General features: G+C 72.8%; 24 protein-coding genes and 1 pseudogene. 15 read left to right on the top strand and 10 right to left on the bottom strand.

Translation table 11 applies throughout. From position 1 onward, the window contains the following. Positions 1-159: 159 nt before the first annotated feature. The gene (cds1, locus tag ACZ7KF_RS20280; RefSeq protein ID WP_471076526.1) at positions 160-1,284 is read right to left on the bottom strand and encodes an L-cysteine desulfhydrase Cds1; all 1,125 of its coding nucleotides are present in this window, start codon (positions 1,282-1,284) and stop codon (positions 160-162) included. Between the two features lie 304 nt (positions 1,285-1,588). Between cds1 and ACZ7KF_RS20285 the strand changes: the two genes are divergently transcribed. Both ACZ7KF_RS20285 and ACZ7KF_RS20290 read left to right on the top strand, forming a co-directional pair. Beyond that, on the top strand, positions 1,589-1,912 hold the full coding sequence (locus tag ACZ7KF_RS20285; protein ID WP_225821619.1) for a hypothetical protein: 324 nt from the start codon (positions 1,589-1,591) through the stop codon (positions 1,910-1,912). 205 nt (positions 1,913-2,117) lie between these two features. Next, positions 2,118-2,609 (top strand): annotated as a pseudogene (locus ACZ7KF_RS20290) (ATP-binding protein); the annotation flags it as partial. Between the two features lie 607 nt (positions 2,610-3,216). On the opposite strand, the gene ACZ7KF_RS20295 reads toward ACZ7KF_RS20290, so the two are convergent. Beyond that, positions 3,217-3,507, bottom strand: coding sequence for an SHOCT domain-containing protein (locus ACZ7KF_RS20295; RefSeq protein WP_471076530.1), 291 nt, complete (start codon positions 3,505-3,507; stop codon positions 3,217-3,219). 198 nt (positions 3,508-3,705) lie between these two features. Between ACZ7KF_RS20295 and ACZ7KF_RS20300 the strand changes: the two genes are divergently transcribed. From ACZ7KF_RS20300 to ACZ7KF_RS20320, 5 genes are all read left to right on the top strand, one after another. Continuing rightward, complete coding sequence (locus tag ACZ7KF_RS20300) at positions 3,706-4,281, top strand: TetR/AcrR family transcriptional regulator (protein ID WP_471076533.1); 576 nt, start codon at positions 3,706-3,708, stop codon at positions 4,279-4,281. Between the two features lie 5 nt (positions 4,282-4,286). Further along, on the top strand, positions 4,287-4,676 hold the full coding sequence (locus tag ACZ7KF_RS20305) for a (R)-mandelonitrile lyase (protein ID WP_471076536.1): 390 nt from the start codon (positions 4,287-4,289) through the stop codon (positions 4,674-4,676). Between the two features lie 15 nt (positions 4,677-4,691). After that, the gene (locus tag ACZ7KF_RS20310) at positions 4,692-5,276 is read left to right on the top strand and encodes a DUF4865 family protein (RefSeq protein ID WP_471076538.1); all 585 of its coding nucleotides are present in this window, start codon (positions 4,692-4,694) and stop codon (positions 5,274-5,276) included. Then, positions 5,273-6,184 (top strand): phosphotriesterase family protein, encoded by a 912-nt coding sequence (locus ACZ7KF_RS20315; protein WP_471076540.1) that lies wholly within the window; start codon positions 5,273-5,275, stop codon positions 6,182-6,184. Before ACZ7KF_RS20310 ends, ACZ7KF_RS20315 begins: the two co-directional genes overlap by 4 nt. A 188-nt stretch (positions 6,185-6,372) precedes the next feature. Continuing rightward, on the top strand, positions 6,373-7,419 hold the full coding sequence (locus tag ACZ7KF_RS20320) for a S66 family peptidase (RefSeq protein ID WP_471076542.1): 1,047 nt from the start codon (positions 6,373-6,375) through the stop codon (positions 7,417-7,419). A 159-nt stretch (positions 7,420-7,578) separates the two neighbouring features. Here the strand turns inward: ACZ7KF_RS20320 and ACZ7KF_RS20325 are convergent, their stop codons facing one another. The 3 genes from ACZ7KF_RS20325 to ACZ7KF_RS20335 form a co-directional block, all read right to left on the bottom strand. Next, positions 7,579-7,956 (bottom strand): VOC family protein, encoded by a 378-nt coding sequence (locus ACZ7KF_RS20325; RefSeq protein WP_471076544.1) that lies wholly within the window; start codon positions 7,954-7,956, stop codon positions 7,579-7,581. Between the two features lie 84 nt (positions 7,957-8,040). Next, positions 8,041-9,288 (bottom strand): ROK family protein, encoded by a 1,248-nt coding sequence (locus tag ACZ7KF_RS20330; protein WP_471076546.1) that lies wholly within the window; start codon positions 9,286-9,288, stop codon positions 8,041-8,043. Positions 9,289-9,336: 48 nt separating this feature from the next. Beyond that, a complete protein-coding gene (locus ACZ7KF_RS20335) occupies positions 9,337-9,987 on the bottom strand; it encodes an alpha-ketoglutarate-dependent dioxygenase AlkB family protein (protein ID WP_471076548.1) in 651 nt (216 codons plus the stop codon). 68 nt (positions 9,988-10,055) lie between these two features. Between ACZ7KF_RS20335 and ACZ7KF_RS20340 the strand changes: the two genes are divergently transcribed. Further along, the gene (locus tag ACZ7KF_RS20340; protein ID WP_471076550.1) at positions 10,056-11,189 is read left to right on the top strand and encodes a methyltransferase; all 1,134 of its coding nucleotides are present in this window, start codon (positions 10,056-10,058) and stop codon (positions 11,187-11,189) included. On the opposite strand, the gene ACZ7KF_RS20345 is transcribed toward ACZ7KF_RS20340, so the two are convergent. From ACZ7KF_RS20345 to ACZ7KF_RS20355, 3 genes are all read right to left on the bottom strand, one after another. Further along, positions 11,186-11,596, bottom strand: coding sequence for a VOC family protein (locus tag ACZ7KF_RS20345; RefSeq protein ID WP_471076552.1), 411 nt, complete (start codon positions 11,594-11,596; stop codon positions 11,186-11,188). The genes ACZ7KF_RS20340 and ACZ7KF_RS20345 overlap by 4 nt on opposite strands. Positions 11,597-11,778: 182 nt before the next feature. Next, entirely contained in the window at positions 11,779-12,639 is an 861-nt protein-coding gene (locus ACZ7KF_RS20350) for a class II fructose-bisphosphate aldolase (RefSeq protein WP_471076555.1), read from the bottom strand. 33 nt (positions 12,640-12,672) lie between these two features. Continuing rightward, complete coding sequence (locus ACZ7KF_RS20355) at positions 12,673-13,554, bottom strand: SIS domain-containing protein (RefSeq protein ID WP_471076558.1); 882 nt, start codon at positions 13,552-13,554, stop codon at positions 12,673-12,675. 232 nt (positions 13,555-13,786) lie between these two features. Between ACZ7KF_RS20355 and ACZ7KF_RS20360 the strand changes: the two genes are divergently transcribed. Further along, positions 13,787-14,566, top strand: a complete 780-nt coding sequence (locus ACZ7KF_RS20360) for a DeoR/GlpR family DNA-binding transcription regulator (RefSeq protein WP_471076561.1) — start codon at positions 13,787-13,789, stop codon at positions 14,564-14,566. 21 nt (positions 14,567-14,587) lie between these two features. Here the strand turns inward: ACZ7KF_RS20360 and ACZ7KF_RS20365 are convergent, their stop codons facing one another. Further along, entirely contained in the window at positions 14,588-14,983 is a 396-nt protein-coding gene (locus ACZ7KF_RS20365; RefSeq protein ID WP_471076564.1) for a luciferase domain-containing protein, read from the bottom strand. A gap of 468 nt (positions 14,984-15,451) precedes the next feature. Between ACZ7KF_RS20365 and ACZ7KF_RS20370 the strand changes: the two genes are divergently transcribed. From ACZ7KF_RS20370 to ACZ7KF_RS20390, 5 genes are all read left to right on the top strand, one after another. Then, positions 15,452-16,624, top strand: coding sequence for an MFS transporter (locus tag ACZ7KF_RS20370; protein ID WP_471076567.1), 1,173 nt, complete (start codon positions 15,452-15,454; stop codon positions 16,622-16,624). A gap of 174 nt (positions 16,625-16,798) precedes the next feature. Beyond that, on the top strand, positions 16,799-18,967 hold the full coding sequence (locus ACZ7KF_RS20375) for a hypothetical protein (protein ID WP_471076571.1): 2,169 nt from the start codon (positions 16,799-16,801) through the stop codon (positions 18,965-18,967). Between the two features lie 5 nt (positions 18,968-18,972). Next, entirely contained in the window at positions 18,973-20,592 is a 1,620-nt protein-coding gene (locus tag ACZ7KF_RS20380; protein ID WP_471076575.1) for an ABC transporter substrate-binding protein, read from the top strand. 98 nt (positions 20,593-20,690) lie between these two features. Continuing rightward, positions 20,691-22,052, top strand: coding sequence for a C1 family peptidase (locus tag ACZ7KF_RS20385; RefSeq protein WP_471076578.1), 1,362 nt, complete (start codon positions 20,691-20,693; stop codon positions 22,050-22,052). A 121-nt stretch (positions 22,053-22,173) separates the two neighbouring features. Then, on the top strand, positions 22,174-22,914 hold the full coding sequence (locus ACZ7KF_RS20390; RefSeq protein ID WP_471076580.1) for a maleylpyruvate isomerase family mycothiol-dependent enzyme: 741 nt from the start codon (positions 22,174-22,176) through the stop codon (positions 22,912-22,914). Between the two features lie 7 nt (positions 22,915-22,921). Here the strand turns inward: ACZ7KF_RS20390 and ACZ7KF_RS20395 are convergent, their stop codons facing one another. Continuing rightward, positions 22,922-23,320 (bottom strand): MarR family winged helix-turn-helix transcriptional regulator, encoded by a 399-nt coding sequence (locus ACZ7KF_RS20395; protein ID WP_471076583.1) that lies wholly within the window; start codon positions 23,318-23,320, stop codon positions 22,922-22,924. 85 nt (positions 23,321-23,405) lie between these two features. Here ACZ7KF_RS20395 and ACZ7KF_RS20400 point away from each other — a divergent pair, with 85 nt between their 5' ends. Beyond that, positions 23,406-24,890, top strand: coding sequence for an MFS transporter (locus ACZ7KF_RS20400; RefSeq protein WP_471076585.1), 1,485 nt, complete (start codon positions 23,406-23,408; stop codon positions 24,888-24,890). Positions 24,891-24,910: the final 20 nt, after the last annotated feature.

Below are 24,910 nucleotides of genomic sequence, written 5' to 3' on the forward strand. Positions count from 1 at the left end.
CGCATTCATGACACGCCATCAGCCCACTGAAAAGTAGGATGATCTTATCAGTCACATAGGCTTCAACCGGCTTACCCAGGAAGCCGATTGAGACGTCACCAAACCCACACAGTCCTGCAACCCGCCCGTCGCACGACGGCACGCCGCGGGATGGCCGGATCAGTCCCGCCACACACCCGTCGCGAGGAATGCGTCGATCGCTTCCGTGTACGGCGCGATGTCCAGATCCTGCTGCGCCAGCCAGGCGTCCGAGTAGTACTTGTCGAGGTACCGGTCGCCCGGGTCGCACAGCAGGGTGACCACGCTGCCCCTACGCCCCTCGGCCACCATCTCGGCGACGATCTTCAGCGCGCTCCACAGACCGGTGCCGGTGGAGCCGCCCGCCTTGCGGCCGATGGCCGCCTCCAGCGCCCGCACGGCGGCCACGCTGGCCGCGTCCGGGACCTTCATCATCCGGTCGATCGCCCCGGGCACGAAGCTCGGCTCCATGCGCGGCCGGCCGATGCCCTCGATCCGGGAGCCGCAGTCACAGGTGATGTCCGGATCACCGGAGGTCCAGCCCTCGAAGAAACAGGAGTTGTCCGGATCGGCGACACAGATGCGGGTGTCGTACTGCATGTAGTGGACATAGCGCGCGAGGGTCGCCGAGGTGCCGCCGGTGCCCGCCGTGGCGACGATCCAGGCCGGCTCCGGGAACCGCTCCAGCTGCAGCTGGCGGAAGATGGACTCGGCGATGTTGTTGTTCCCGCGCCAGTCCGTGGCCCGCTCGGCGTAGGTGAACTGGTCCATGTAGTGACCGCCGGTCTCCGCCGCCAGGCGGGCCGACTCCTCGTACATCTTCCGGGAGTCGTCCACGAAGTGGCACCGTCCGCCGTGGAACTCGATGAGACGGCACTTCTCGGCGCTCGTCGTGCGCGGCATGACCGCGACGAACGGCACACCGATCAGCTTGGCGAAGTAGGCCTCGGAGACGGCCGTCGAGCCGCTGGACGCCTCGATCACCGGGCGGCCCGGCCGGATCCAGCCGTTGCACAGGCCGTAGAGGAACAGGGAGCGCGCGAGCCGGTGCTTGAGGCTGCCGGTGGGGTGCGTGGACTCGTCCTTCAGGTAGAGGTCGATACCCCACCGCTCGGGCAGCGGGAAGCGCAGCAGGTGCGTGTCCGCCGATCGGTTGGCGTCGGCCTGCACCTTCCGGACGGCCTCTTTCAGCCAGTCACGGTAGGCGGTGTCGCTGCGGTCGACGTCGAGGGTGGCGCCTGTCCTGATCTGGGGGGTGGTGCTCACGGCGGGGCTCCTTACGCTGATCGCCGACGGCGCCTCGCGCGGGCCGGCAAGTCGAGCATAGGCACCTTTCACACGGCTTCCCACCTGCATAAACGCATCTTTGAGCCGCCCAAAGCCGGCCTGGGGCACAGGCGTGCGAGCCCGCCGGGGGCGCACGGGCGGAAGTGCTCCGGGCGGCTGCCGCACGCGCCCCGCGCGTACTGGTGCTCCACGCCGCGCCGAGGCAGACTGCACGCCGAGGGACGATCGTCCCGAACGGGGGCGCACACGCAACCACGGGAACACCGCAAGGGGGCGGCGAGACATGGCGGAGCCGGAGTTCACGGCCACAGGCGTGCGAATCGGCAAACGCCTGCGTTCGCTCACCCGGGCCGGACAGGTCCGGATCAGCGACGGCAGGCTGCAGTTGCTCACCAGCTACGGCAGCGAGATAGACAGCGCGCCGGTGCAGGCGGTGCGCGCGTCGAAGCCGTGGTTCGTCCCGGACGACCGAGCGCTGGCCGACGTCAACGGCACGCGGTATCTGCTGACGCTGGGCGAGCGCGATCCCGCGCCGGGCCGGCCGGGACCGCCCGCGGCCCGGCGGTTCGTCGAGGCGGTCCGCCGGGCGGCGGGACGCGGCGGCTGAGCGGCGCACCGTCGCGGCGAGTTGCGGGAGCGCATCCGCTGCGTCACGCTGGTCTCACGTCACTCTGGGTTTACCGGCGATAACGCTGCGAACCAGCCCGCCGGCCACGACAGCAGGCGGACGTTTGGACGCAAGCACCCTGCTGGATCCGTTGTTCTCCGTGTTCTTCCGGTTCCTCCGGACCTCACATCGGGGAGTCGCAGCCGTGATCAGTCACCCAAGCAGGCACTGCACGGTGGAGCTCCAAGCCCTGCCGTCGCGGATCGGACAGGTCCGCAGAATCGTATCTGCACAGTTGCGTTACTGGCATCTCGACCCGTTGATAGACCGGGCCGCGCTCGGTGTGACGGAGCTGTTGAGCAACGTCCACCGTCACGCCAGGCCCGACAAGTCGTGCACCGTGGAGCTGGAGCTGCTGCCGGACCGGCTCACGGTCTCGGTGCGCGACCACGATCCGCGTCTTCCGGTGCCGGCCGACCTCCCGGACGCGGTGGACGCCACTCCGCTGGCCACGTGCGGGCGGGGCCTGGCGATGGTGGCCGCGGTGAGCGAGAGCTGGGGTGCGCGGCCGGACGGCGAGAACGGCAAGGTCGTGTGGTTCACGCTGCCGGCCACGGCCGCGGCCCGCAGCCGTCCGGCAGGGGCACCGAAGGGAGCGGCCCGGCCCGCGCCCGCTGTCGCCCCCACCCCCGTTCCCTCCGGTGACCCCGTCCCGTCCGGTGTGTCCGTGGCCTCCGTGGCCTCCGGGGCGTCCGTCCCGGCGCGGGCCGCCGTGCCGGCCGGTGCCCCGGTGGCCGCGCGGGCTGCGGCTTCCCTCGGGGGTACGCCCTCGGTCGGGAGTACGGCCTCCGCCGTGGGTACGCCCGCTGCCGTCGGAACAGCCGTGGGTACGCCCGCTGCCGCCGGTACCGCCTCCGCCGGGAGCGCGGCCGCCGTCGGAGGTGGCGCCGTCGGCGGCGGCACGGCCGCCGGCGCAGGGATCACCGCCGTCGGAAGTACGGCCGCCGGTGTCGGTACCGCGTCCCTCGGGAGTCCGGCTCCGGTGGGGAGTGCGGCGCCCGTCGCCGCCGCTCCCCCGGCCGCGGCGGCCACGCCCGCCCGGGGGCCCTCCGCCGTCACGTCAGGAGCGCCGGCACCGGCTCCCGCACCGTCGGCCGTCCCCGGCTGACGGTGCCGTACCGCCTGCGGTGTCCTCCCCTGTGTCCGTGGCGTACGACGCCGGGCGGAGACCGGGTGCGCAGGCGGTCGACGGCAGCGTGCCGCCCCGGCCCCCTCACGGGGACCGGGGCGCCGCGTCGTCGTGGTCATGCCGCACCGCCCTTGCCGGCACGGCCGGACCGCTCCTCCAGGACGGACAGCCTGCGCCGGTACTCGTCCTCGTCGATCTCGCCGGTGGCGAAGCGGCGGCCGAGGACCGCGAGCGGGGAATCGCCCGCCGGACGTCCGGCCTCGTCCGACCGCCACGGGGCGCCGCGCCCGCGCCAGGCGGTGCGGCGCAGGACGGTGACGGCGCCGATCACGACGGCCGCCCAGATCAGCGGGAGGAACAGGATCCACGGGCCGGGCCCGCCGTCGCCGTGCGCCAGGGTCTGCATCTCGGGTCGTCTCCCTCGTCGTTCGGGTCTCGGGGTGATGTCCCGAGACTCCCTCCGGCAGGGCGTCCGGGTCGTCGTGCGGCCGGCGGCAGTGCACGTACCTCGCGGGGAGTACGACGGCGCGGCGCGGCTGCTCCCGGCGGACGCCCCACGCCGACGGACTGGCGAATTGTAACTACTAGTATGTACAGTGAGCGCATGAGCACCCCGGAACGACTGATCGAGTCCACCCGCGAACTGCTGTGGGAGCGCGGGTACGTGGGCACCAGCCCCAAGGCGATCCTGGAGCGCGCGGGGGCCGGCCAGGGCAGCATGTACCACCACTTCAAGGGCAAGCCCGACCTCGCCCTGGCCGCGATCCGGCGCACCGCCGAGGAACTGCGCGCCACCGCCGAGGCCGTGCTGAGCGGGCCGGGCACACCGTACGAGCGCATCGAGGCGTACCTGCTGCGCGAGCGTGACGTGCTGCGGGGCTGCCCGGTGGGCCGGCTGACCATGGACCCGGATGTGATCGCGAGCGAGGAGCTGCGGGCGCCGGTCGACGAGACGATCGGCGCCATCCGCGAGCGGATCGCCGAGATCGTCGAAGAGGGCAAGGCGCAGGGGCAGTTCGCGCCCGTGCTGGACGGCCGGGAGATCGCGGCCGCCGTCCTCGCGACCGTCCAGGGCGGCTACGTCCTGGCGCGCGCCTCCGGCTCGCCCGCCGCCTTCGACGCGGGCGTGCGCGGTCTGCTCTCGCTGCTGACACCGCCGACTCCCGGACAGGAGAACTGATTCAGGTGCACATCACGAGACGGCGCCCCGACACCCGGCAGGGCCCTGCGGAGAACTTCACCGGAACGGTCTGGCTGGACGAGGTGGCCGCGCCCGCCGCCCCGTCCCGGCTGCGCATGTTCAACGTCCACTTCGCGCCCGGCGCGCACACGGCCTGGCACCGGCATCCGCACGGGCAGGTGCTGCACGTCCTGACGGGCGAGGGACTGGTGCAGCGCAGGGGCGGTGAGGTCCAGGAGATCCGCGCGGGCGACACCGTGTGGATCGAGCCGGACGAATGGCACTGGCACGGCGCCGGGCCCCACACCTTCATGACCCACCTTGCGGTCGTCGAGGCCGCCGCGGACGGCACGACGACCGAGTGGCACACGCACGTCGACGACTACCCCGCCTGAGAAGGGAACCGCAGGATGCACGCCATGCAGTACGAGTTCACCCTGCCCGCCGACTACGACATGGGGATCATCCGCTCCCGTGTCGCCCGGGTGGCGCATCTGCTGGACGACTGGAACGGCCTCGGGATCAAGACGTACGTGATGCGCGAGCGCGGGGTGAACGGCTCGCCCGTGAACCAGTACGGGCCGTTCTACCTCTGGGACACCGTGGAGGGCATGAACAGCTTCCTGTGGGGCGGCGCCTTCCAGGGGCCCGTGAACGACTTCGGGCGTCCGGCGATACGGCAGTGGACGGGCCTGGCGTACGAGGAGGGCGGCGCGACCGCCTCGGCGCCGGCGTTCGCCGTGCGCCGCCGCCTGCCGGTGCCGGAGGGCGTGGAGCTGGCCGCGTTCATGGCGGACGCCGTGGCCGAGACCGGGCGGCTGGCGGCGCAGGACGGCGCGGTGCTCGCGGCGGCGGCCGTGGACACGCACGCATGGGAGCTGGTGCACTTCTCCCTCTGGGAGCACGACGCACCCAAGGCCGACGGGGACCTCTTCCAGGTGCTGCACCTGTCCGCGCCCGGCCGGGACCGGCTGCCTCGCGGACGGCAGTGGTGACACACGTCCGTACGGTCCTCGGTGACATCCGGCCCGCGGAGCTGGGCGTGTGCGACGCGCACGACCATCTCTTCCTGCGCAGCCCGCGGTTGCCGGGACAGGAGCTGGCCGACGTCCGGGCCGCGCGGGCCGAGCTGGCGGCGTTCCGCGCGGCGGGCGGTGCTGCCGTGGTGCAGTGGACGCCGTACGGCATGGGCCGGCGGGCGGCGGAGCTGCCGGCGCTGTCCCGGGCCACCGGGGTGCGGATCGTCTGCGCCACCGGCCTGCACCAGGCCGCGCACTACGCGCCGGAGGTGCCCGGCCGGCTGCGCGACGGCGGACTGGCCGGGCTGTTCGTCTCCGAACTCACCGAGGGCATCGGTACGAGCGGGGTGCGCGCCGGCCTGATCAAGGTGGCGGGCGGCTTCCACGGGCTCGACGCACACGCCCGCTGGACCATGGCGGCGGCGGCCGAGGCGCACCACGCCACCGGTGCGCCGATCGCCGTGCACCTGGAGCTGGGCACCGGCGCGCTGGACGTACTGGACCTGCTGTGCGGTGCGGCGGGCGTCCCCGGCGAGCGGGTGATCCTGGGGCACCTGAACCGCTCCCCCGATCCGGTGGTGCACCGGCAGGCCGCCGCGTCGGGGTGCTGGCTGGCCTTCGACGGACCGTCCCGCGCCCATCACGCCACCGACTGGCGGATGCCGGAGGCGGTACGGGCTCTGGCGGAGGCGGGGTTCGGCGACCGGCTGCTGCTCGGCGGGGACACCGTGACGGCCGGGGCTCGCTCGGTCGACGGCGGGCCCGGCATGCCGTACCTGCTGCGCCGGGTGCGGCGGCGGCTGGTGGAAGAGGTGGGCGCGGAGCTGGTGGACCGCATGCTCGTCACGCATCCCGGGCGGGCGTTCGCGGCGGACTGGCCTTGAGCCGACGCGGAGGGGTGAGGGGGTCGCCGATCCAGAGGGCGGTGCTCGCCGATCGGGGGTGCGGTGCTCGCCGATCGGGGGTGCGGTGGGTTCCGGTCGGGGGTGCGGCGGCGGCCACCGGGCCCGGTCGTCCGGAGCCTGTGAAATGCGGATGATCACCAGCCGATCCGGCCCCTAGCCTGACCGGCATGACCACACCCGTGTATCCCCCCAAGCCCGTACCCGGCGACCGGATGGCGGTCCTGTCGCCCGCGTCCGGACTGCCGGGTGTGCTCCCCCTTCCGCACGAGCTGGGGCTCGAACGGCTGCGTGCGGACTTCGGCCTGGAACCCGTGGAGTACCCCACCACCCGCATGATGGGCGCCACTCCCCGGGAACGCGCCGACGACATCCACGCCGCGTTCGCCGACCCCACGATCAAAGCGGTGATGGCCAGCATCGGCGGCGACGACCAGATCACCGTGCTGCCGTATCTCGACCGTGAACTGATCCGTGCCCACCCCAAGCCGTTCTTCGGCTACAGCGACAACACCAATCTGCTGGCCTTCCTGTACAACCTGGGCGTCGTCGGCTACCACGGCGCCTGCGTGATGACCGAGATCGGGCGCCCGTACGCACTCGACCCCCTGACCGCGGACTCGGTGCGCGCGGCCCTGTTCACCTCGGGCCCCTACGAACTCCGCCCGGCCGAGCGCTACCGCGACACCGACCGCGACTGGGCCGATCCGGCCACCTTCGAGACGGAACCGGAGTCGCAGCCCGCCGGCGACTGGATCTGGCACCAGCCCCACCGGCGTGTCGAGGGACGCTCCTGGGGCGGCAACGTCGAGATCCTGTCATGGCTGTTGATGGCGGACCGCGAGATCGCACGCGACCCCGCGGCCTACGACGGCGGCGTGCTGTTCCTGGAGACGTCGGAGGACATGCCGAGCGCGCGGGAGGTCTTCCGGATCCTGCGGAACATGGGTGAGCGGGGCCTGCTGGCGCGCTTCCCGGCCCTGCTGATGGCCCGTGCCAAGGCGTGGTCCTTCCAGCGGCCGAACGACCCGGACGCCAAGCGGCGTTACGCCGCCGAGCAGCGCGAGGCGGTGCTCCGCGCGCTGGCCGTGTACGCCCCGGACACCATGGCGGTCTTCGACGTCGACTTCGGGCACACCGATCCCCAACTGGTGATCCCGTACGGCGGATCGGTCGTCGTGGACGGCCCGGCACGGCGCATCACGGTGACGTACTGACGGACCGCCGCCCGGAGAAAGAAAAGGGAGACACAGTGGAACGCATCGGAATCATCGGCGTGGGCGAGATCGCACGCGCCCTCGTGGACCGAGGCGCTCGACGCTCTCCTCGCCGATCTCGGCCGACCGGCCCGGCGGCACCCGCCGGCGCCGGGCCGGTCAGCGCTGCGCCCGCTCCGCGGCGCTGCGTTCCACGCAGAACTCGTTGCCCTCGGGGTCACGCAGCGTCACCCACCCCGTGCCGTCCGGCCGTCGGTGGTCCTCGTGCAGCGTGGCGCCGAGGGAGAGCAGGCGCTCGGCCTCCTCGTCCCGGGTGCGGTCCTGCGGCTGGAGATCCAGATGAACGCGGTTCTTCGCGGACTTGGGGTCATCGACCCTGACGAACAGCAGGGTGGCCGCCGAAGCCGTCACCAGGGCCTCCGGATCCCCGGGGAAGTCGTCGTCGGCGAGCGAACCGTCCAGCGCCTGGGCCCAGAAGCTCGCGAGCGCGTAGGGATCGGCGGAGTCGACGGTGATGTGCCGGATCAAGGAACTCATGCCGCAGATCCGATCATGAACGCCCCCCGCCGTCCAGAGGCGGCGGGCCCCCGGTACCGGCCGGCGGAACGGGCGCCGAGGCCCTCAGCCGCCCCCGGCGAGCGCCTCCAGCGGATCGTCCAGCACCGGCTGCCAGGCCAGTTCCGCCGCGCCGACCAGGCTGTTGTGGTCCAGGGTGCACGGCAGGATGGGGACGCCGCCGCTCTGGCCCCACAGGCTGCGGTCGGCGACCACCGCGCGCAACCGGCCGGGATCCGCGTCCAGCAGGGTGCGGTGGAGGCCGCCGAGGATGATGCGGTCCGGGTTGAGGATGTTGACCAGGCCGGCCAGACCGAGCCCGAGGCGGTCGATGAGGGTTTCGGCGGCCCTGCGCACGGCCGGGTCGTCGTACTGGGTGCGCAGCAGGTCGTTGGCCTGCTGGAGCAGCGACACCTCGGGGCCGGGCTCGCGGCCCGCCTCCATCAGCAGGGCCAGCGTGTCCGCCTCGACGTCCAGACAGCCCCGGCTGCCGCAGTGGCAGGGGCGGCCCTCCGGGTTGACCGTGAGGTGACCGACCTCCAGCGCCAGGCCGGAACTGCCGGTGTGCAGCCGGCCGTCCAGGACCAGCGCGCCGCCGACGCCCCGGTGCCCGGTGGCCACGCACAGCAGGTCCCGCGCGCCCCGGCCGGCGCCGTGCCGGAGTTCGGCGAGCGCCGCGAGGTTCACGTCGTTGCCGGCGAACGCGGGGCCGCCGATGCCGGCCGCGCGCACGCACTCGGCGAAGATCTGCCGTACGGGGGCGCCGACCGGCCAGGCCAGGTGCAGCGGGTTGAGGGCGAGCCCGGCGGGCTCGGCGACGGCCGACGGCACGGCGAGTCCGGCGCCCACGCAGCGCCGGCCGGTCGAGCGCAGCAGCTCCGCGCCCGCCTCGACCACCGAGCCGAGCACCTTCGCCGGGTCGGCGTCCACGGTCTCGCAGCCGGGCGCGGTCGCCACGATCCGTCCGCCGAGTCCGACCAGCGCGGCCCGGAAGCCGTCGGCGTGGATCTGCGCCGCGAGGGCCACCGGCCCGTCCTCGGCGACCTCCAGCCGGTGTGAGGGGCGCCCCTGGGAGCCGGCCGCCGAGCCGGGGCGGGCGTCCACCCGGATCAGGCCCAGCGCCTCCAGTTCGGCGGCCACCGCACCGGCCGTCGCGCGGGTGACGCCGAGTTCGGCGGTGAGCACGGCCCGGGTGGGCGCCCGTCCGGTGTGCACCAGCTCCAGCGCGGGCCCGAGCGCACCGCGCCCCCGGTCCAGCCGCGCCCTCGAGGTGGTCCTCTCCCCCGCTGTCCGGGGATCCGCCTTGCCGCTCATGAGGGCGAGTCTCCCATGATCCGCACCCCGGGTGGCCTGCGCCGGCGGCTACAGGCCACTGACCCGCAGGGTGATGTTGAGCCGGCCGGCGAGGCCGAGCCGGTCCGGCGCGGTACCCGGGCGGACGCGCGGCACGCCGTGGTAGGCGAGCCGCGACGGTCCGCCGAAGACGAACAGGTCGCCGCTGCGCAGGTCCACGTCGGTGTACGGCCTCGCCCGCGTCTCGGTGTTCCCGAACCGGAACACGCAGGTGTCGCCGAGGCTCAGCGAGACCACGGGCGCGTCCGCCTGCTCGTCGCCGTCGCGGTGCATGCCCATGCGGGCGTCGCCGTCGTAGAAGTTGATCAGCGCGATGTCGTACGGCCCGTCCGGTACGGCGTGCGGGCCGAGCGCGTCCGTCACGGCGCGGCGGCCCAGGTCGCCGAGCCAGTCCGGGAAGGGTTTCACGGGGGCGCCGTCGCCGTCGACGACCGTGCGGGCGTAGGCGTACGGGTACCAGTGCCAGCCCAGGCAGACCTGGCGCGCCGTCATCGTGCCGCCGCCCGGGGTGCGGACCGTCCGCAGCCCTGCGGGGGGCCGCGCCCATGCCCGGCAGGCGGCCAGCAGGGCGCGCTGCCGGTCGATGTCCAGCCAGTCCGGGACGTGCACGGCGCCCGGCGCGACCTCCGCGCGCTCCCGGGGGAACAGCTCGTCCTCCATGCCCCCCATCCTGCCCCACGGCCTCTGATCTGCGGCTCCGCTAGCCTGGACGCACGATGAGCGACCGTATGACGACACCGTGGGGCGAGGTCGAGCTGACCCGCTTCCCCGAAGATCCCCGCGACCGGCTGCGCGCCTGGGACGCGTCCGACGCGTACCTGTTGCGCCACCTCGCCGAGGAGAAGGTGCCGCTCACGGGCACGGTCGTGGTGGTCGGCGACCGCTGGGGCGCGCTGGTCACCGCGTTGGCGGAGCACCGGCCGACCCAGATCACCGACTCCTTCCTCAGCCAGGAGGCGACCCGGGCGAACCTGGCGCGGGCCGGTGTGGAGCCGGGCGCCGTACGGCTGCTCACCACGCAGGACGCGCCACCGGAGCGGGTGGACGTGCTGCTGGTACGGGTGCCGAAGAGCCTGGCGCTGCTGGAGGACCAGCTGCTGCGGCTGGCGCCCGCCGTGCACGCGGACACGGTCGTGGTCGGCGCCGGGATGGTGAAGGAGATCCACACCTCGACGCTCCGGCTGTTCGAGCGGATCCTCGGGCCGACCCGGACCTCGCTGGCGCGCCAGAAGGCCCGGCTGATCTTCTGCGCCCCGGATCCGGAACTGGAGCGGCCGGTGAACCCGTGGCCGTACGGCTACGCCGTGCCGGACGGGGTCGGCGCGGTGTCGGGGCGCACGGTGATCAACCACGCGGGCGTCTTCTGCGCCGACCGGCTGGACATCGGCACCCGCTTCTTCCTCCGGCACCTGCCCGCCCCGGGCGCCGGCCGGGTGGTGGACCTCGGCTGCGGCAACGGCGTGGTCGGTACGGCGGTGGCGCTGGCCGATCCGAAGGCCGAGGTGCTGTTCGTGGACGAGTCGTTCCAGGCGGTGGCCTCGGCGGAGGCGACGTACAAGGCGAACGGAGTGCCGGGGCACGCCGAGTTCCGGGTGGGGGACGGGCTGGCCGGGGTGGCGCCGGGCAGTGTCGATCTGGTGCTGAACAACCCGCCGTTCCACTCCCACCAGGCCACCACGGACGCGACGGCCCGGCGGATGTTCACCGGGGCGAAGCGCGCGCTGCGGCCGGGCGGCGAGCTGTGGGTGATCGGCAACCGCCACCTCGGCTATCACGTGACCCTGAAGCGGCTGTTCGGAAACTGCCGGCTCGTCGCGAGCGACCCGAAGTTCGTCGTGCTGAAGTCCGTCAGGAACGGCTAGCGGGCGTCCTCGCCGGCGGCCTGCGCGCTGTGCACGAGCTGGATCAGGTTGCCGCAGGTGTCGTCCAGCACCGCGGTGGTGACCGTGCCCGTCTCCAGCGGCTCCTGGGTGAAGCGGACCCCGCGGTCGCGCAGCCGGCCGAACTCCGCCCGTACGTCGTCCACGGCGAAGGACGTGGCCGGAATGCCGTCCTGGACGAGTGCCGTCCGGTACGGGCGCACAGCGGGATGCCCGGAGGGTTCGAGCAGCAGTTCGGTGCCTTCGGGGTCTTCCGGCGAGACCACGGTCAGCCACCGGTCCTGCCCCAGCGGCACGTCGTGCTTCTTCACGAAGCCCAGTACGTCGGTGTAGAAGCGCAGGGCTCTTTCCTGGTCGTCGACGAAGACGCTGGACAGGTGGATCCTCATGGGGTGCTCTCCGGTCTGTCGGGCCCGAGTCACCGGGTCGCACCGGGATCGAAGGGCTCGGTGTCCAGGCCGGCGGGCGGGGGGCCGGCCGGCGCCGCGAAGACGTCCTCCGCCGTGCCCCTCACCATAGGCAGGGGCCGCTTGCCCCTCAACTCGGTGTTCCGCCGTCGCGCGGGGAGCGGTCAGGCGGGGGCACGGGTGAGCACGCCGATGATCCGGGCCACCTCGTGGGTCATCGCCTCGCGGCCGACGCCGAGGTACTTCCGGGTGTCGACGGCCTCCGGGTGGGCGGCGAGGAACCGGCGGATGGCGCCGGTCATGGCGATGTTGAGGGCGGTGCCGACGTTGACCTTGGCGATGCCACGACCGACCGCCGCGACCAGTCCCTCGTCCGGCACGCCGGAGGAGCCGTGCAGGACGAGCGGCACGGCCAGCGCGGCGGACAGCCGCTCGAGCAGGCCCTGGTCGAGGACGGCGGTACGCGTGGTCATGGCGTGCGCGCTGCCGATGGCGACGGCCAGGGCGTCGACGCCGGTGCGGGCGACGAAGTCCCGCGCCCGTCCGGGATCGGTGCGGGCGCCGGGCGCGTGGGCGTCCAGCGGGGGGCGGCCGTCCTTGCCCCCGATCTGGCCCAGCTCCGCCTCGATCCACAGCCCCTGGGTGTGCGCCCAGTCGGCGGCGGCGCGGGTCGCGGCGAGGTTGTCGGTGTACGACAGGCGGGCCGCGTCGTACATGACCGAGCCGAACCCGGCGCCGGGCGCCTGCCGCAGCAGGTCGTCGCTCTGCACATGGTCCAGATGCAACGCGACGGGGACGGCGGCCCGTTCGGCGGCGGCGACGGCGGCGCGGGCCAGCGGCAGGAGCCGGCCGTAGCGGAACTTGACGGCGTTCTCGCTGACCTGGAGGACGACGGGTGAGCCGGCCGACTCGGCACCGGCGATGACGGCCTCGATGTGTTCCAGGGTGATGACGTTGAACGCGGCGACGGCGGAGCGGGCCGTGGCGGCCCGGCTGACCAGTTCGCCGGTGGGGACGAGGGGCACGTGAGGTGTCCTTCCGGGACGGGGCCGGCGGGCTCAGGGGGCGAGGATCACCGAGCGGGTCAGGTGCCGCGGCCGGTCGGGGTCGAGTCCCCGGGCGGCGGCGACGGCGACCGCGAGCCGCTGCGCGCGGACCAGTTCGGCCAGCGGGTCCAGGTCCCCCTCGATCCACCGTCCGCCGGTGGCGCGGACCTGTGCGGCGAGCCCGTCGGGCGCCGTGCCGAGCATCCAGGTGGCGGTGCCCTCGGTGGTGACGCTGATCGGGCCGTGCCGGTACTCCATCGCCGGGTAGGACTCGGTCCAGGAGAGGGAGGCCTCGCGCATCTTCAGCCCGGCCTCGTTGGCGAGTCCCACGGTCCAGCCGCGTCCGAGGAAGGTGAACTGCGTGCACCGCGCGAGTCCCTCGGGCAGGGGGTCGAGGAGGGCGGTGCGCGCGTCGGCGACGACGGCGTCGGTGTGCAGGCCGAGATGGGCGCGCAGGAGGGTGAGCGCGCTGGTGGCGAACCGGGTCTGGACGACGGAGCGTTCGTCGGCGAAGTCGAGGACGACGAGGTCGTCGGCGGCGTCGGCGACCGGGGTGCCGGGGTCGGCGGTGACGGCGGTGGTACGGGTCCGGCCGTGCAACTCCCCCAGCAGCTCCAGCACTTCGGTGGTGGTACCGGACCGGGTGAGGGCGACGACCCGGTCGTACGACCGCCCGGACGGGAACTCGGACGCGGCGAACGCGTCGGTCTCCCCCTGCCCGGCCCCCTCGCGCAGGGCGGCCACCGCCTGGGCCATGAAGTAGGAGGTTCCGCACCCGACGACGGCGACCCGCTCCCCCGCCTCCGGCAGTGCCCCCCGTTGCCGCCCCGCCTGCTCGGCGGCCCGTATCCAGCACTCCGGCTGGCTGTTCAGCTCGTTCTCGACATGGGTCATGGCCCACACCCTCCCCTTGCTGATTGTTCCTGCAAGATATAGCGAGCTTTCGAGCACAATCAAGCATTCGGGGGTGGGGTGGGGTGCGCTAGGGTCGCCGGAAGACCGGAGACGATCGGAAAGAGACCGGAAGACCGACCGGAGAGCTGTCGGAAGAGCGCCTCGGAGGACGATCGGGAGAGCGGTCGGCAGCGATCGGTGGATCGGCCGGCCAAGGGAACGGAGGCTGCGGATGTCCCGGGACGCCCGCTGGAAGGCGCTGCTGGAACTGCTCGTCGAGCGCGGCCGGCTGGAGGTCGAGGAGGCGGCGGCCGAGCTGGCGGTGTCGGCGGCGACGATCCGCCGGGACTTCGACCAGCTCGCCGAACAGCAGATGCTGGTGCGCACCCGCGGCGGAGCGGTGGTGCACGGAGTGTCGTACGAACTCCCGCTGCGCTACAAGACGGCCCGGCGCGCCTCGGAGAAGCAGCGCATCGCCAAGGCGGTGGCCGAACTCGTCGCTCCGGGCGAGGCGGTGGGACTGACCGGCGGTACGACCACCACGGAGGTGGCCCGCGCGCTGGCCGTACGCGGCGACCTCGCCACCGGCTCCCCGGCCCTGACCGTCGTCACCAACGCGTTGAACATCGCGAACGAGCTGGCCGTACGCCCCCAGTTCAAGATCGTGGTGACGGGCGGAGTGGCGCGGGCGCAGTCGTACGAACTCATCGGGCCGCTCGCGGACGGGGTGCTGAGCCAGATCACGCTCGACATGGCCGTCCTCGGTGTCGTCGGCTTCGATGTCACGCACGGCGCGGCGGCGCACGACGAGGCGGAGGCCGCGATCAACCGGCTGCTGTGCGAACGCGCCGAACGGGTGGTGGTCGCCGCCGACTCCAGCAAGCTGGGCCGCCGGGCCTTCGCCCGGATCTGCGGGGCGGAGCTGGTCGACACGCTGGTGACGGACTCGGCGGTGGAGCAGGAGACGGTACGGAGGTTCGAGGAGGCGGGGGTGCGGGTGCTGGCGGTGTGAGGCGGGTGCACCTCGGCCGCTTCAGAAACCGCCGAGGTCGGCCTTCACGAAACCCGCGCCCCGCTGGTCGTTGCAGCCGGTCACCAGCCGGTCGGCCGGGTCGGGGCCCCGCTGCTGGGCCTGGAGCGCCACGCTGACGAGCGTCAGCAGCAGGTCGACGTCGCTCGCGGCGTCCATGCGCAGGGTCACCCAGGGCGAGCCGGGCACGATCCTGATCGCTCCGGAGTCCCTGAGGTCCTTGGCGAACCGCCGGATCGCCCGGTCGGTGAGCCGTAGGTCGACGTCCCGCTCGGAGTGGAAGTGGACGACCTCGCCGAGGACCGAACTCACCGCCTCTCCCAGCCCACAGCTCGGAACGGTCTGTCCCAGGTCCGGCCAGGTCGCCAGTTGCGCCAGCGCGCGGGAGGCCAACGTCATGGGCCCATCATGGCGCGCTCACCCGCCGGCAACCAGCTCGTGAGCAAGCATTAACCGACCTGTATCCGCCCCGCGTTGCCCAACCCGCACGCGTTTCCAGCCATCGAACAGACCGACCCCTTCCCCGGTCCCCCGGCGGCACCCCCCGCGCCCCGCGGAAACCGCAGGTCGGCGCGGAGAGGACGACCGCCGTTCCGGCTCCCGGCCCCTCGTCCCCCGCCGCACTCGTACGCCCGTTCCGTGGGTCACCGGCACGTACGTCCGAGCCACCTGCCATGACAGCACACGCCGCCGAAGACCTCAGCCCCCTCGGCGTCACTTCCGCCCCGGCCGGTCCCGTGCGTCCAGGCCGCGTCCACGATGCCCGGCGCGATACCGGGAGCGGTGCGACGCCCCTTGCCGACCTCCCCGGCCCACCCCTACCCTGAGTTTGTGCCGCAAATAAACAAAACCCGAACGCACAGCGTCGTGCCGGGCCGAAGCCTCACGGCGCTGCGTGCGGCGATCACCGCCTTCTTCGCGCTGGACGGCTTCATCTTCGCGGGGTGGGTCGTCCGCATCCCCGACATCAAGCAGCAGACGCACGCCTCCGCCGGCGCCCTCGGACTCGCGCTCCTCGGTGTCTCCGCGGGAGCCGTGCTCACCATGACGCTGACCGGCCGGCTGTGCCGTCGCTACGGCAGCCATCCGGTGACGGTGGTCTGCATGGTGGTGCTCGCGCTCAGTGTCGCGCTGCCCCCGCTCACCCACTCGGCGCCGGCGCTGGGCGCCGTCCTGCTGCTGTTCGGCGCCGCCTACGGCGGGGTGAACGTGGCCTTCAACAGCGCGGCGGTCGACCTCGTCGCCGCGCTGCGCAGGCCGGTCATGCCCAGCTTCCACGCCGCCTTCAGCCTGGGCGGCATGGCCGGCGCGGGCCTGGGCGGCCTGGTCGCCGGCACCCTCTCCCCCACCCGCCACCTCCTCGGCCTCGCCGTGACCGGACTGCTCGTGACGGCCGTGGCCGGACGCGCCCTGCTGCGGCAGGAACCGCCCGCCCCGCCGGAGCGCACACCGTCGTCGGCGGCACACACGGACGGCGGCGCGCACGACGGCCCGGCCGGGCGCGGACCGGTCGTCGTCCTGGGGCTCGTCGCGCTGTGCACGGCCTACGGGGAAGGCGCCATGGCCGACTGGGGCGCACTCCACCTCCAGCAGGACCTGGCGGCCTCCGCCGGTACCGCGGCCGTGGGGTACGCGTGCTTCGCGCTCGCCATGACCCTCGGCCGGCTGACCGGAACCGCCCTGCTGGCCCGCCTGGGCCGGGCCCGTACCGTGATGGCCGGCGGCACGGTCGCGGCGGCCGGGATGCTGCTCGGCTCGCTCGCGCCCACCGTGGGGGCGGCACTCACCGGCTTCGCGGTCACGGGGCTCGGACTCGCCAACCTGTTCCCGGTCGCCGTGGAGCGGGCGGGAGCGCTGGCCGGCCCGTCCGGAGTCGCCGTCGCCTCCACCCTGGGCTACGGCGGGATGCTCCTCGGGCCGCCCGCGATCGGCTTCATGGCCGACTGGTTCTCCCTGCCCACCGCCCTCACCAGCGTGGCCGCGCTGGCCGCCGTGGCCGCGGTCATCGGGGTGACGACGCGGCGGGCACTGGGCCGCTGACGCCGGCACCGATGCCGACGCCGACGCCCGCACTCCGAGCGCCGCCGCGTCCGCTAGCGCCAACTTCCTTGCGTGTAGGGAGCATTGTCCGAACCTACGGCTTCGTGTTCCACTAATGTCCTTCCGCCACATCGATCACCCGCCCCCGCGCGGGAGGGCATCCATGAGGGATACGTGTGTGACGACCTGGGGTTCGAAAAACTCCTCAGTGAGGAAGGCTTCTTCGCGCGCCTGCTCGGGCGGTCGCCGTCGGGCGGCGGACGCGACACGCTGTACGGCCCCGACCTTCCCGTGGTGCTGCTCACCGGCGGCCCCGGCATGGGGAAGGCGCGGCTGCTGCGGGCGGTGCGGGATCGCTTCGCCCCCAAGGTGCCGGTGATCCATCTGGACTGCGGCTCGCCGGTGTACGCGGACCGGGCGGAGCCGGAGCCGGACGCCCGCTCGGCCACGACCGAGGCCCTGGTCGAGGCGGCACGGCGGCTGTGCACCTGGCAGGGGACGGGCGGCTCGTTCGCCTTCCCGCGGCTCTTCGCGGGCCTCGCGATGATCGCGACCGGAGTCACCGAGGGCACCGCCGAGGCGGTGGCGACCGAGGTCGAACGATACGAGGAGTTGCCCCAGAAGCAGCGCCTGCGCGGCCTGGGCACCGGTGACTTCTGGCGGGGCGTGCTCCGCGGGGCCGTGCGCAACCTGCTGACGACCCTGTCCGGGCAGACACTCGACCCGTACGCGGCCTCGGTCAGCACCGCGCTGCTGGACACCCTCTTCGCGAGTCTGGCGCCCCGCGGCAAGGCGGAACTGGCCCGGATCTACGGCGCCTATCCCGGCGCGGCTGGCCAGCCCGAACACGGGTTACGCGATCTCGCCACCGACTTCCGGGCCGGCGGCGAGGACCGGGAGCTGGCGGAGAGCTTTCTCTTCCGGGCCCTGCGCGAGGACCTGGAGGCGGCCTACGCGTCGGCGTCCGGCTGGCTCCGGCGTGTCGGCCGCCCGGCGCTGCTGCTGGACCATGCCGACTCGCCGCTCGGCGAGCAGCTGTTGCGCGCCGTGCTCACCGACCGCCGGGACGGACAGCGCGACCGTGTGGTGATCGTGGGCACGGCTCGCCGGGCGGACGGCGGGGCCTTCCTGTACGAGGGGCTGTCGCCGCAGCAGGTGCCGTCCCCGGTGGAGTTCCGGATCGCCGACGGTGCGCCGCCCGCATGGTCCCGGGCCACGGAGTCGGCGGCGGACCGCACCCCCCTGGCCGGCGGAGTGCTCCTGCTGCGGATGCCCTTCCTCACCGGCGACCAGCTCCGGCTGGAGACCGAGCGAAGACAGCGGCGCGCGGAGCCGGAGGGCGGCACGAACCGCCGCCGCGTCGACACCGCCGTGGCACGGCTGAGCGGGGGACGGCCGCACACCGTGATCCGGCTGGCCGCCGCCGTCTCGACGTTCCGGATGCGGGCGGACGCCAACGACCGGGACATACTCCAGGCCCCGCTGCGGCTCTCGGGCGACAACGCCCCCGAGCGGCCCGTGGCGGACGTGCTGCTCCAGGAGCTGGTGCTGGACCAGCTGCCGGTACGGCTGCCGGCCGAACATCAGGACCAGTGGCTCGATCTGCTCACCCACCTGTCGGTGGCGCACGACGAGGAGTGCGCGGACGTCCTGCTGCGCCACCATCAGTCGGGCCGCCTCCACCGCTTGACGGCGCACCACGTCACGCAGCTGCTCACGGACACCGGATGGCCCCGCTGCGAACGGCACTTCATCGGGGACTTCGGGCTGCGCCAGCTGCTGGTGCACCGGCTGTACGGGCTGCGCCCCGACGGCGCCGCCTGGTACGCCGACCACCACCTGCTGCGGGACCACTACACCGTACGCACGGCGGAGCAGGCGGCGCCGGTCGGCGGGGCGTTCCGGTCGGTCGTGGCGCACCGGATGAACCACCACCTGGTGTCCGGAGGCGTGGACGACGTGGTCCGTCATCTGACCGCCACGCTGCCCGGCCGTCCCCAGGAGTGGTGCGCGGAGCTGCTGGAGATCGCCCAGGCACCGAATCCGGGCGGAGCGGACGCCCGCCGGGCCCGTGCCGAGGGCCTGGTGGCGGTGGCCGGGCCGGCGCTGCGGCGCACGGTCGACCAGTTGCTGCACGCCGTGTGGCTGTGCGAGGAGCGCACCAGGCCGACCGGGAGGGAGACGGCCCGCACCCTGGCCAAGCTGCTGAACCTGCTCTCGATCATGGAGTTCGACGGGGCCGGCCGGCTCGGCAGGACGGCCACCGAGTGGAGCGGCCTGGCGGAGAACGAGCAGCCGTTGCTGCGCTGCGCCTGCACCGAACAGCTCGGGCGAAGGAGGTAGCGGGGATGCCCAGGTGGAAGAAGATCCTCTACAGCGTGCTGGTCGCGGCGGCGGCCGTGGCAGCGAGCTGGTTCGGCTGGTCCCTCCTTCACCGGCCGGACACCTGTAGCCAGGGGGTCGAGCGGATCGGCGGCGAGTGCATCGGCGTCAACGGCGAGGGCTACGACTTCGGCACACCGGAGATCCGTGCCGTGGCGCGGGCCATCGCCCGGGAGAACAGGAAGGTCGAGGGCCGGCCCCATGTGACGGTGGCGATGATGCTGCCGCTCCAGTCGGACAAGGCGGCGCTGCGGCGGCAGATGCGCAGCGACCTCCAGGGCGCGTACCTGGGGCAGCTGGAGGCCAACGAGGGGGAGGGTGAGCCGCCGAAGATCCGGCTGGTGCTGGCCAACCCCGGGCGGGACTACGGACAGCAGGCGAAGGTCGTGGACACCCTGCTGCGCATGGCCGACTCCGACGAGGACCGGCTGCGTGCCGTCACGGGCTTCAATCTCAGCCTCGACGCCACGCGGGAGGCCGTCGGGCGTCTGACGGAGCACAAGGTACCGGTGCTCGCCTCCCGGATCAGCGGTGATCAGATCGCGAACGAGGACGGGACGGACGGGATGGCGAAGCAGCGGTTCCCCGGCCTGGCCCGGATCATCCCCACCAACCGCGACGCGGCGCAGGCACTGGCCAACTTCAACGGGGAGCGGGGACGGGAGAACCGCCGGACGGTACTGGTCCACGACAGACGTCCGGACAGCTACGCGCAGTCGCTGGCGAAGGCGTTCGGCGGGATCGAGGAGAAGGGCCCGGCCGGCCCCGCCGCGATGCCCTTCGAGTCCCCGGCCATCGACGAGGCGGGATCCACCGGCAACCAGTTCACCCAGATAGCCAACAACATCTGCGACTCCGAGGCCGACACCGTCTACTTCGCCGGGCGCACCCTGCACCTGCGGATCTTCGCCCTGAAACTCGCTCAGGTGGGCTGCGAGGGCCGGCACTACACCATCATCAGCGGTTCCGACGCCGCCTCGCTGCGGCAGGACATGACGGAGAAGGACTGGGAGCGGCTGCGCGGCACGGACGGCCGCGCGAAGGTGACGGTGCAGTACGCCGCCCCCGCGCACCCGGAGTCCTGGAGCACCGCGCTGGCCGCCTGGAACAGGAAGTGGTACGCGGCCCATCACCGCAGACCCACCGGGGCCGAACTCCCCCAGTACCTCACCGAGCCCAAGGCGGCCCTGGACCACCTGAAGAAGCTGATCGACACCACGACCCACGACGGGACCGACCTCGGCTCCGGCCCGGACCTGGAGGACTCCCGGACGATGCTCGTCTACGACGGCCTCGTCACCATCGGCACCGCGCTGCACCAGATGCAGAGCGGTGACGCCGGGGCGACGCCCGGCCTGGAGGACGTCGGCCGGGAGTGGCCGCAGCTCCAGTCCCGGCACCGGGTGCGCGGCACGAGCGGACTGATCTGCCTGACGAGCGGCGGCAACGCGTACGACAAGCCGGTGGCGGTGGTCGAGCTGGACCCGGGGCGGCAGGGCCGGGGCAAACTGAAGTTCGTCGGTCTCGGCTGGCCGATCGGCCGGGAACAGCCGAAGAACTGTGTCATCCCCAGCCGTATCCCCTGACCGGTTCGCCGATACTCCGTTGACGGCGGCCGAACAGGCATGCGACGGTGAAAGGCGCTTCTCCCGAGAACCCCCTGGGAAGTGGAGGCAGACCCGCTGTGACCTTCGGAAACGATGACTCCGGACAGGCCGTGCCGCGTGGTCTGACCGCTGATCAGGTCGACTTCTTCGAGAAGGAGTTCGCCGCCCGTCCGGCGAACCGGCTGATGCAGAACGCGGTCACCCAGACACCCGTGGACGACGTCGCCCTGGACCGGCGGGTGCTCACCGCCATCGACCACTCGGTCTCCCACCACCTGGACGACTGGAAGGCCACCAACCAGAAGCAGAGCGGGCGCTGCTGGATGTTCGCCGGGCTCAATCTGCTGCGGGTCGGCGCCGCGCGGAAGCTGGGCGTGCGGGACTTCGAGTTCTCCCAGAACTACCTTCTGTGGTGGGACAAGTTCGAGCGGGCGAACCATTTCCTCGAGGCGGTCGTCGAGACGTCGGACCGCGACCTGGACGACCGGACCGTGGCACACCTGCTGACGGACCCGATCGGTGACGGCGGACAGTGGAACATGTTCGTGGCGCTGGTCGCCAAGCACGGACTGGTGCCCAAGTCGGCCATGCCGGAGACCGACAGCTCCTCCGCGACCCGGGCGATGAACCGGGCCCTGCGGACGCTGCTCCGTCAGGGCGCCCGTGATCTGCGCGGACGGGCCGCCGAGGGAGTCGCGGCGCAGCGGGAGCACAAGCGGGAGGTGCTGGCCGCCGTGCACCGGGTGCTGAGCATTCATCTCGGCACGCCTCCGCGGCGGTTCCTGTGGCAGTGGGAGGACAAGGACAAGAAGTTCCATCGCGACGGCTGGCTCACCCCGGCGGAGTTCGCGGCCTCGTACGTGCAGCTGCCGCTGGACGACTACGTCTGCCTGGTGCACGACCCTCGGGAGTCGAGTCCGGTCGGCCGCACCTTCACCGTCGAGTACCTGGGCAACGTCGTGGACGCCCCGCCGGTGGTCTATCTCAACGCGCCGATCGAGCTGTTGAAGCGGCTGGCCATGGAGGCGATCGTCGACGGCGAGCCGGTGTGGTTCGGCTGCGACGTGGCCAAGATGATGCGGGCGGACGTCGGTGTCTGGGACGCCGGGCTCTTCGACTACGCGTCCGTGTACGACGCCCCCTTCACCCTGGACAAGGCGGCGCGGCTGCTGCACCACGACACGCAGATGACCCACGCGATGCTGTTCACCGGCGTCGACGTGGTGGACGGGAGCCCGCGTCGCTGGCGGGTGGAGAACAGCTGGGGCACGGAGAAGGCCGACAACGGCTTCTGGACCATGAACGACTCCTGGTTCGGCGAGCACGTCTTCGAGATCGCGGTCCGGCGCTCCGCGCTGCCGCCGGAGCTGGCCGCGGCTCTCGACCGGCCGCCGATCGTCCTGCCCGCCTGGGACCCCATGGGCGCACTCGCCGACTGAGCGGGCCGCGGAGGCGGTGGCGGGCAGGCCCCGCGAGCTCGTCGTGGCCGGCTTCACCGATCCGGCGCTCATCGAGCGCATCCGGGGACCGGGCGGCGCCGCGTGCGGCAGACTCGGCTCCATGGAGACTGCCGAGTTTCTCGAGACCCTGGACCGGGAGGGCCGGCTGCTGGCGGCGGCCGGCGAGGTGGCGGGGACCGATGCCAAGGTGCCGACGTGCCCGGAGTGGCAGATGCGCGATCTGTTGCGGCACACCGGCACGGTCCACCGCTGGGCCGCCGGCATCGTCGCCGAGGGGCACACCGCGCCCCGGCCCATCGACGGCCCGCCGGACCTGGACGGCGCCGAGCTGGTGGCCTGGTACCGGGACAGCCACCGTCTGCTGGTGGACACCCTGGCCGCCGCCCCCGCCGACCTGGACTGCTGGATTTTCCACCCCGCCCCGAACCCGTCGCCGCTGGCGTTCTGGACCCGGCGGCAGGCGCACGAGACGACCGTGCACCGCTACGACGCCGAGGCGGCACGCGGCGGATCGCCCTCCGCCATCGCGCCGGACTTCGCGGTGGACGGCATCGACGAACTGCTGCGCGGCTTCCACGCCCGCTCCCGGAGCCGTCTGCGCAGCGAGGAGCCGCGCGTCCTGCGGGTGCGGGCGACCGGGGCGGGGACGGACGCCGTGTGGACCGTGCGGATCACCGCCGAGCCCTCCGTGACCGTGCGCGCCGAGGACGGGCAGGCCGAGGGCGAACTGTCGGGGCCGGCCGATCAGTTGTACCTGGCGCTGTGGAACCGGACGGCCGTGCCGCGGATCACCGGCGACCCGGCGCTCGCCGGTCTGTGGCGGGAGCGGTCCGGGATCTGAGGTCCGGTCAGCCGGCTTCGGCCAGCATCCTGACGAGCACCGCGCGCTGCACCGGCTGCACCTCGCCGTGCAGCGCGCGCCCCTTCGCCGTGAGCGCCACCCGCACCCCGCGCCGGTCCTCCGGACACATGGCCCGGTCGACGAGGCCGTCCTTCTCCAGGCGGCCGATGAGCCGGGACAGCGCGCTCTGGCTGAGATGGACGCGGTCGGAGATCTCCTGGACGCGGTAGGCGCAGCCGCCGTCCGCCGCGGTGCCCTCGGCCAACAGGTCGAGCACCTCGAAGTCGCTGGCGCACAGGCCGTGCCCGTGCAGTGCCCGGTCAAGTTCGCACTGGGTGCGGGCGTGCAGGGCCAGGATGCCCCGCCACTCCTCCACGAGCGCCTGCTCGGCCTTCTTCGCCGCCATGACCGCACGGTAGCAGAGAACCCAGTTTGTTGCATCGGAATTAAGTGCACTTGCATTCGATGCATACGCATGTAGTGTCGTCGCCATGACCTCTCCGCTCACCACCTCCGCAACCGAGGGGCGCTGGACCCCTCGGCTGTGGGGCACCCTGCTGGTGCTGTGCGCCGCGATGTTCCTGGACGCATTGGACGTGTCGATGGTCGGCGTCGCACTGCCGTCCATCGGGTCCGACCTCCACCTGTCCACCTCGACCCTGCAATGGGTCGTCAGCGGCTACATCCTCGGCTACGGCGGCCTGCTCCTCCTCGGCGGTCGGACCGCCGACCTGCTCGGCCGGCGCCAGGTGTTCCTGGTGGCACTCGCCGTCTTCGCGCTGGCCTCGCTCCTCGGCGGGCTCGTGGACTCGGGTCCGCTGCTGATCGCCAGCCGCTTCATCAAGGGCCTGAGCGCGGCCTTCACCGCACCGGCGGGCCTGTCGATCATCACCACGACGTTCCCCGAGGGCCCCCTGCGCAACCGGGCCCTGTCGATCTACACCACCTGCGGCGCCACCGGCTACTCCATGGGCCTGGTCTTCTCCGGCCTGCTCACCGAGGCCAGCTGGCGCTTCACGATGCTGCTGCCCGCACCGGTCGCGCTGCTCGCCCTGCTGGTGGGCCTCAAGCTGCTGCCGCGCAGCGAGCGCGAACGCGGCCACGGCGGCTACGACGTCCCGGGCGCCGTCCTCGGCACCGCCTCGATGCTGCTGCTGGTCTTCACCCTCGTCCAGGCCTCCGAGGTGGGCTGGGCCTCGGCCCGCACGATCCTGTCCTTCGTCGCCGTCGCCGTCATGCTGACCGTCTTCGTCCTCGTCGAGCGGCGCAGCCCGAGCCCGCTGATCCGGCTCGGGGTGCTGCGCTCCGGTCCCCAGGTCCGGGCACAGCTGGGCGCGCTGACGTTCGTCGGCAGCTACATGGGCTTCCAGTTCCTGGTCACCCTGTACATGCAGGAGGTACTGGGCTGGTCGGCCCTGCACACCGCGCTGGCGTTCCTGCCGGCGGGCGCACTGGTGGCGCTCTCCGCGACCAAGGTCGGCGCCGTCATCGACCGGTTCGGCACGGCGCGGCTGATCGTGCTCGGTTTCATCCTGATGGCGGCCGGATACGCCTTGTTCCTGCGCATCGACCTGAACCCGGTCTACGCGGCCGTGATCCTGCCGACCATGCTGCTCGTCGGCTCGGGCTTCGCCCTGACCTTCCCGTCCCTCAACGTCCAGGCCACCAACGGCGTGGACGAGCACGAGCAGGGCATGGTCTCCGGCCTGCTCAACACCTCGGTGCAGGTCGGCGGCGCGATCTTCCTGGCCGTCGTGACGGCCGTGATCACCGCGCACGCACCCGGGAAGGCCACCCCGCAGGGCGTCCTGGACAGCTACCGCCCCGGCCTGGTCGTCGTCACGTTCATCGCCGTGGCGGGCCTGCTGCTGTCCCTCACCGGACTGCGCCGCTCGCCCCGTACGGGACGCTCCGTCGTGGTCGCCCAGTCCACCGTGCGGGAGGCGGACGAGGAGCGCGTGCCGGTTCGCGACTGACGGCGAGCCGCCGCTCCGAA

The sequence above is a fragment of the Streptomyces sp. NPDC038200 genome (genome assembly GCF_055600785.1).